This window comes from Streptomyces sp. NPDC126497, assembly GCF_040302425.1.
GTDB lineage: Bacteria > Actinomycetota > Actinomycetes > Streptomycetales > Streptomycetaceae > Streptomyces.
The window spans coordinates 1-7,360 of sequence record NZ_JBEORT010000167.1; the positions used below are offsets into that span (position 1 = coordinate 1).

The following is a 7,360-nucleotide window of genomic DNA, read 5'->3' on the forward strand; positions in this document are numbered from 1 at the left end:
CCTCGTCCCGCGCGGCGGCGCGGTGCGCGGCACCATGGACAGACCCCGGCTGCCCCGCCGCCGCGCCCAGGAGCACATCGCACCGCAGCTCCGCGACGGCCCCGCGCCCCGCCAGGACACCGAGCACGTCGCCGGACACGACCCCCACCTGATGGCCGCCTTCCAGCGCGGCGTCAGCCTCGCGGAGTCCCGGCAGGAGCCCCCCGGCCCGCCGCGGCCCGCGCCCCCCACCGACCGCCCCGCCCGGCACGACGGGAGCACGTCCGCCGGATGACCGCCACCACCCCCACCAGCGCTCCCGCAGACCTTCGCACCCCAAGGAGTCGATCCACCATGGCGAGCGACGCGCCGACCGCCCAGGTATCCGACCTCGACTGGCTGATGAGCGGCCTCGTACAACGCGTACCGCACACCAACAGCGCCGTACTGCTGTCCTGCGACGGACTGGTGAAGTCCGTGCACGGCCTCGACCCGGACGCCGCCGACCACATGGCCGCCCTGGCCTCCGGCCTGTACTCCCTCGGCCGCAGCGCCGGCGTCCGCTTCGGCGACGGCGGCGACGTCCGGCAGGTCGTCGTCGAGCTCGACTCGACCCTGCTGTTCGTCACCACCGCCGGCTCCGGCACCTGCCTCGCCGTCATGGCCGGCCGCGAGGCCGACGCGGCGGTGCTCGGCTACGAGATGGCGATGCTGGTCAAGTCCGTACGGCCGTACCTGGTGACCGCTCCCCGCCAGCAGGGTGTCGAACCGCCGGCGATGAGGCCTTGAGCGTGACGGCGGCCGGTGACGGGCCCTGGCTCGACGACGCGGCCGGACGGCTGGTGCGCCCCTTCACGGTCAGCGACGGCCGCACCCGTCCCACCGTCGCCCTCGACCTCATGTCGCAGGTCAGGGCCACCGGCGCCACCCCTCTCGGCCATCTCGGTCCCGAGCACGCGCAGGCCCTCGACCTGTGCCGCGCTCCCGTTCCGGTCGCCGAGGTCGCCGCCCATCTCAGGCTGCCGGTGGCCGTCACCAAGGTGCTGCTGGCGGACCTCGTCGAATGGGGGGCGCTGACCGACAAGCCCCCCGCGTTCCACCACAACCCGACGGACCGGGCCCTTCTGGAGGCAGTGCTCGATGGACTACGACGACAGCTCTGACCACGGGGACGGCGCGGACCGCGGCGACGACCCGTTCCCCACCGCACTCAAGATCCTGGTGGCGGGCGGGTTCGGTGTGGGCAAGACGACCTTCGTCGGCGCGGTCAGCGAGATCGCGCCGCTCAGCACGGAGGAACTCCTCACCACGGCCGGCGCCGCCACCGACGACCTCGACGGCGTCGAGAACAAGGTCGAGACGACCGTGGCCATGGACTTCGGCCGCATCACCCTCGACGCGCACCACGTGCTGTACCTGTTCGGCACGCCCGGTCAGGAACGGTTCTGGTTCATGTGGGACGAGCTCTGCGAGGGCGCGCTCGGCGCGGTCGTCCTGGCCGACACCCGACGCCTGGCGGAGTGCTTCGCGGCGATCGACTTCTTCGAACAGCGCGGCCTCGGATTCATCGTCGCCGTCAACGAGTTCGACGGCGCCTTCCGCTACGACCCCGGGGAGGTGCGCGCCGCCCTCGACCTCCCCGCGGAGGTTCCCGTCGTCCGCTGCGACGCCCGTATCTCCAGCTCCGGCGTCCAGGCCCTGCTGACACTGGTCCGCCACCTCATCGCCCACACCCCGGCCGCCACGACCGGGTACGGCGCCCCCAGGTGACCCCCGCACACCCTCGGAGCCCACAGATGATCCTCGCCCGCACCCCGGGAGCCCGCTCATGAGCTACGGCCCGCCCCGCCCGGCCGGTCGTCTGCTGCTCACCCCCGAGGACAGGGAGGCGCCGGAACGCGCCCGCAGGCTCCGCCGGCTGGGACTGGGGGAGTACCCCGATCCCGCGCTCGACGCCTTCGCGCACGGCCTCGCCGAGCTGACCGGGACGCCGTACGCCATGGTCAACTTCCTCCGCGAGGACGGGCAGTTCTTCGCGGGCCTGCGCACCCCCGCCGTCGCGCCGGCCGTCCGCGGCGACGGCACCGGCGCCCTGCTGGGCCGGGCGCTGCCCCGCGACCACGGCTTCTGCCCCCATGTGGTGGCCCGGCGCAGGGCGCTGGTCCTCCAGGACGTGAGCGACTACCCGCGGTTCGCGGGCAACCCGGTGGTGGACGGGTTCGGCATCCGCTCCTACATGGGCGCACCGCTCATCGACCGCACCGGCACGGTGCTCGGCACCGTGTCGGTCACCGACGTCCGGCCACGCGCCTGGGGACAGCCGGGGCTCGCCGCCATCAAGGCGCAGGCCGCCGATCTCGTCGGACGGCTGGAGCGCCGGGAGGACGGCGGACCGCCGCCGTGACGCCGCGCGGTACGGGGCCGGACGGGTGACGGTGTGAAGGAAAGCTGTGGCCGCGCTTAAGAAAACCTCGATGGACCGGTGAGGGTGTCGTACGGCAGATTGCAGTGCGATTCCACTCCTTCTCCCGGACCGGGGCCGCTCCGGCGTGCCCGGGGACCGGGACTCACCCTCAGGAGCCAAAGCGTTGAAGGCGCTGGTCAAGGAGAAGGCGGAGCCCGGGCTGTGGCTCGCGGACGTCCCGGAGCCCGCCGTCGGACCCGGCGACGTGCTGATCAAGGTGCTGCGCACCGGTATCTGCGGCACCGACCTGCACATCCGGTCCTGGGACGGCTGGGCGCAGCAGACGATCCGCACCCCGCTGGTCCTCGGGCACGAGTTCGTCGGCGAGGTCGTGGAGACCGGCCGGGACGTCACCGACGTCACGACCGGTGACCGGGTCAGCGGCGAGGGCCACCTGGTGTGCGGCAAGTGCCGCAACTGCCTGGCCGGCCGCCGCCACCTGTGCCGGGCCACGGTCGGCCTCGGCGTCGGGCGCGACGGCGCCTTCGCCGAGTACGTCGTGCTCCCCGCCACCAACGTGTGGGTGCACCGGGTGCCCGTCGACCTCGACGTCGCCGCGATCTTCGACCCGTTCGGCAACGCCGTGCACACCGCGCTCTCCTTCCCGCTCGTCGGCGAGGACGTCCTCATCACCGGCGCGGGACCGATCGGCCTGATGGCCGCCGCCGTGGCCCGGCACGCCGGCGCGCGCAACGTCGTGATCACCGACGTCAGCGAGGAGCGCCTGGAACTCGCCCGCAAGATCGGCGCCACCCTGGCGCTGAACGTGGCCGAGTCGACCATCGCCGACGGGCAGCACGCCCTCGGCCTGCGCGAGGGCTTCGACATCGGACTGGAGATGTCCGGCCGCCCCGAGGCGATGCGGGACATGATCGCCAACATGACGCACGGCGGCCGGATCGCGATGCTCGGCCTGCCGGCCGAGGAGTTCCCCGTCGACTGGGCCCGCGTCGTCACCTCGATGATCACCATCAAGGGCATCTACGGCCGCGAGATGTTCGAGACCTGGTACGCCATGTCGGTGCTGCTGGAAGGCGGCCTGGACCTCGCCCCGGTGATCACCGGCCGCTACTCCTACCGCGACTTCGACGCCGCCTTCGAGGACGCGGCCGGCGGCAGGGGCGGCAAGGTCATCCTCGACTGGACCGCGTAAGCCATCTGTCTCTCTAGGAGCTTCCCGACATGTTCGACTCCGTGCGCGACGACCTGCGCGCCACCCTCGACGAGATCCGCGCCGCCGGACTGCACAAGCCCGAGCGCGTCATCGGCACCCCCCAGTCCGCCACCGTGAACGTCACCGCCGGCGGCCGTCCCGGCGAGGTCCTCAACTTCTGCGCCAACAACTACCTCGGCCTCGCCGACCACCCCGAGGTGGTCGCCGCCGCCCACGAGGCCCTGGACCGCTGGGGCTACGGCATGGCGTCCGTGCGCTTCATCTGCGGCACCCAGGAGGTGCACAAGGAGCTCGAGGCGCGGCTGTCGGCGTTCCTCGGCCAGGAGGACACCATCCTCTACTCCTCCTGCTTCGACGCCAACGGCGGCGTCTTCGAGACGCTGCTCGGCCCCGAGGACGCGGTGATCTCCGACGCGCTGAACCACGCGTCGATCATCGACGGCATCCGGCTCTCCAAGGCCCGCCGCTTCCGCTACGCCAACCGCGACATGGCCGACCTGGAGCGGCAGCTCAAGGAGGCCGCCGAAGGCGGCGCCCGGCGCACGCTGATCGTCACCGACGGCGTCTTCTCCATGGACGGCTACGTCGCCCCGCTGGACGAGATCTGCGACCTCGCCGACCGGTACGGCGCCATGGTCATGGTCGACGACTCGCACGCCGTCGGCTTCGTCGGCCCCGGCGGCCGCGGCACCCCGGAACTGCACGGCGTCATGGACCGCGTCGACATCGTCACCGGCACCCTCGGCAAGGCCCTCGGCGGCGCCTCCGGCGGTTACGTGGCCGCCCGCGCGGAGATCGTCGCCCTGCTGCGCCAGCGCTCCCGCCCGTACCTGTTCTCCAACACCCTCGCCCCGGTGATCGCCGCCGCCTCCCTGAAGGTCCTCGACCTGCTGGAGTCCGCCGACGACCTGCGCGTCCGCCTCGCCGAGAACACCGCCCTGTTCCGCCGCCGGATGGCCGAGGAGGGCTTCGACATCCTCCCCGGCGACCACGCCATCGCCCCGGTGATGATCGGCGACGCGTCGGAGGCGGGCCGCATGGCGGAGCTGCTGCTGGAGCGCGGGGTGTACGTGATCGGCTTCTCCTACCCCGTCGTCCCGCAGGGCCTGGCCCGCATCCGCGTCCAGCTCTCCGCCGCGCACTCCACCGAGGACGTGAACCGCGCGGTGGACGCCTTCGTGGCGGCCCGGGCGGAGCTCGACGGCTGAGCGGAGCACACCGAGCGATTTGAGACAATCGCCTCCATGATCGAAGCGCGGCGGCTCCACATCCTCCGTGCGGTGGCGGACCACCGCACGGTCACGGCGGCGGCCGCCGCGCTCTATCTGACCCCCTCGGCCGTCTCCCAGCAGCTCGCCGCCCTGGAGCAGGAGACCGGCCACCGCCTCGTCGAGCGCGGCGCCAAGGGCGTACGGCTCACCCCGGCCGGGGAGATCCTGCTCGGCCACACCAACGCGGTCCTCGCCCAGCTGGAGCGGGCCGAGGCCGAACTGGCCGCCTACGGCTCGGGAGAGGCCGGCACCGTCACGGTCGCCGCCTTCGCCACCGGGATCGCCCAGGTCGTCGCGCCCGCGGTGGCCCGCCTCGCCGGATCGGCGCCCGGCATCCGCATCCGGGTCCAGGACGCCGAGGGCGACGCCAGCCTGCCGATGGTGCTCGACCGGCAGGTCGACGTCGCCGTGGCGGTCGAGTACCGGGGGGCGCCGTCCGCCGACGACCCCCGGCTGACCCACGTACCGCTGTACGCCGAACCCTTCGACGCGGTCGTCCCCGTCACCCACCGCCTGGCCGGCACCGCCGAGGTGCCGCTCGCCGAGCTGGCCAAGGACCCCTGGATCGGCCCCTATCCCGGCAACCCCTGCCACGACGTGGTCGTCCTCGCCTGTGAGAGCGCCGGCTTCCAGCCCCGTCTCGAGCACTCCTCGGACGACTTCCGCGCGGTGGTCGCCCTGGCCTCGGCGGACGTCGGGGTGGCCCTGGTGCCCCGCTCGGCGCTGCGCGGCATGGACCTCACGGGCGTGGTCGTCCGCCCGGTCGACGGCGTGGCCCCGACCCGCCGGGTCTTCGCCGCGGTGCGCCGCGGCGCCGAGGGCCACCCGCTGATCCGCCCGGTCCTGGACGCCCTCCGCGCGGCGGCCGGGGACGCATAGATCCGGGGGGCGTGTGCTCCGGCGCGGCGCTCGCACCGCAGGCCGGCCGTCGCCCACCGGCAGGGGCCGGGCCCCGTCGGTGTCGTCCGCCCCAGCCGAGGCCGGTCCTCCGCAGCGGCCGGCCGGTGTAGCCCTCGGCGAGGTAGGCACGGCCGGCGTCCGACTCGACCACCGAGCGCAGTTCGCCGATCTGGCGCATGCGGTCGAAGTCGCTCGCCCCGGGCAGCGGGTGCAGCAGGCCCGTCATCCACCAGGAGAAGTGCTGCGCCTTCCAGATGCGCTGCCGGGCGGTGTCGGGGAAGGCGTCGAACAGGGACTCGTCCCCGTCGAGCAGCAGCGCGCGCAGCGCCTCGGTGAGGAGGACGACGTCGGCGACGGCGAGGTTCATGCCCTTGGCGCCGGTGGGCGGCACGGTGTGGGCCGCGTCGCCGACCAGCACGACCCGGCCCCGGCGCATCCCGTGCGCGACGAAGCTGCGGAAGCGGAGCACGTCCCGCTGGAAGATCGGGCCCTCGTGGAGGACGGTGCCGGGGACCCGGGACCGCAGGATCTCCCACAGCCGCTCCTCGGTGTACGCCGCGGTGCCGGTCCGCGGGTCGCACGGGAAGTACATGCGCTGCACGCCGGGACCGCGCCGGCTGATCAGCGCGAAGCCGTCCGGCGAGTTGCTGTGGATCAGCTCCTCGGCACTGGGCGGCGCCTCGCACAGGATGCCGAACCAGGCGAAGGGGTACTCCCGGAAGTAGCCGCCGTGCGTGCCCGTGACGGCCTCGCGGGCCACGCTGCGGGAACCGTCCGCGCCGATGACGACGTCGGCCCCGCGCGCCGTCCGATCTGCGCCGCCGTCTGCACGGTCCGGTCGGTGTCGAACGTCTCGAGGACGCGGGATCCGCTCGGTGACCGTCTCCCCGGACCGTGAGTTCGCCATCATCCGTCCTTCCGGGCCGGTTCGCGGCCTGCCGCCGTGACGAGTGTCGGGGCGGCGCTCCCTCGCGCGGAGCGCCCGGGACGGACGTCACGCCGTCCGCCGGACGGGAACCGCCGGAAACAATTTTGCACGGCGTGCAGCTTTGCATAGCATGCAAGACATGTCGGAGAAGGGCGCCGCGCAGGGCGGGCTGAGGGAGCGGAAGAAGCGGGCGACGCGTGGCGCTCTCGCCGAGGCCGCCGTGCGGCTGGCCGCCGAGCACGGCGCCGACAAGGTCACCGTCGAGGCGATCAGCGCGGCGGCCGGGGTGTCCGTGCGGACCTTCTTCAACTACTTCGACACCCGCGACGACGCCTTCGTCGTGATCGACGCGGAGGCGGGCGCACGGATGCGGCAGGCCGTGCTCGACGCGCCGGCCGCGCTCTCCCCGCTCCAGGCCCTGCGCGAGGCCATGGCAGCGGAGCTCGCCGAGGTGGAACAACAGCACGAGCTGTGGCGGCTGCACGCCCGGGTGCTGCACGCCTCGCCGCACCTGCTGGTCCGCACCCTCGGCGCGCACATGGCGGACGAGACCGAGCTGGCCGAGGCGATCGCCGCGCGCATCCGCGCCGGCGGGCCGGCGGGCCCCGGGAACTGGGGGTCCGGTCGGGGACCTACGGGGTGGG

The 7,360-nt window shown here is 73.6% G+C and carries 8 protein-coding genes and 2 pseudogenes; 9 read left to right on the top strand and 1 reads right to left on the bottom strand.

The genetic code is table 11. The features are described 5' to 3' along the window. From ABTY20_RS34295 to ABTY20_RS34330, 8 genes and pseudogenes are all read left to right on the top strand, one after another. Positions 1 to 274, top strand: a pseudogene (locus ABTY20_RS34295) (ATP-binding protein); the annotation flags it as partial. A 59-nt stretch (positions 275 to 333) separates the two neighbouring features. After that, on the top strand, positions 334 to 768 hold the full coding sequence (locus ABTY20_RS34300) for a roadblock/LC7 domain-containing protein (RefSeq protein WP_352001061.1): 435 nt from the start codon (positions 334 to 336) through the stop codon (positions 766 to 768). A gap of 2 nt (positions 769 to 770) precedes the next feature. Further along, complete coding sequence (locus ABTY20_RS34305; protein ID WP_352001068.1) at positions 771 to 1,142, top strand: DUF742 domain-containing protein; 372 nt, start codon at positions 771 to 773, stop codon at positions 1,140 to 1,142. Further along, positions 1,120 to 1,749 carry a GTP-binding protein gene (locus tag ABTY20_RS34310; RefSeq protein ID WP_352001062.1) on the top strand — a complete coding sequence of 210 codons (630 nt, stop codon included), beginning with the start codon at positions 1,120 to 1,122 and terminating at the stop codon, positions 1,747 to 1,749. The genes ABTY20_RS34305 and ABTY20_RS34310 overlap by 23 nt, the downstream gene beginning before the upstream one ends. 58 nt (positions 1,750 to 1,807) lie before the next feature. After that, a complete protein-coding gene (locus tag ABTY20_RS34315; RefSeq protein WP_352001063.1) occupies positions 1,808 to 2,383 on the top strand; it encodes a GAF domain-containing protein in 576 nt (191 codons plus the stop codon). 184 nt (positions 2,384 to 2,567) lie between these two features. Next, positions 2,568 to 3,596 carry an L-threonine 3-dehydrogenase gene (gene tdh, locus ABTY20_RS34320; RefSeq protein ID WP_352001064.1) on the top strand — a complete coding sequence of 343 codons (1,029 nt, stop codon included), beginning with the start codon at positions 2,568 to 2,570 and terminating at the stop codon, positions 3,594 to 3,596. 29 nt (positions 3,597 to 3,625) lie between these two features. Continuing rightward, positions 3,626 to 4,825, top strand: a complete 1,200-nt coding sequence (locus ABTY20_RS34325; RefSeq protein ID WP_352001065.1) for a glycine C-acetyltransferase — start codon at positions 3,626 to 3,628, stop codon at positions 4,823 to 4,825. 36 nt (positions 4,826 to 4,861) lie between these two features. Beyond that, on the top strand, positions 4,862 to 5,767 hold the full coding sequence (locus ABTY20_RS34330; RefSeq protein WP_352001066.1) for a LysR family transcriptional regulator: 906 nt from the start codon (positions 4,862 to 4,864) through the stop codon (positions 5,765 to 5,767). 268 nt (positions 5,768 to 6,035) lie between these two features. Here ABTY20_RS34330 and ABTY20_RS34335 read toward each other — a convergent pair. Next, positions 6,036 to 6,698: pseudogene (locus ABTY20_RS34335) on the bottom strand (FAD-dependent monooxygenase); the annotation flags it as partial. Positions 6,699 to 6,846: 148 nt separating this feature from the next. Between ABTY20_RS34335 and ABTY20_RS34340 the strand changes: the two are divergent. Further along, positions 6,847 to 7,360: TetR/AcrR family transcriptional regulator (locus ABTY20_RS34340; protein ID WP_352001067.1), on the top strand; the 514-nt coding region annotated here is incomplete at its 3' end.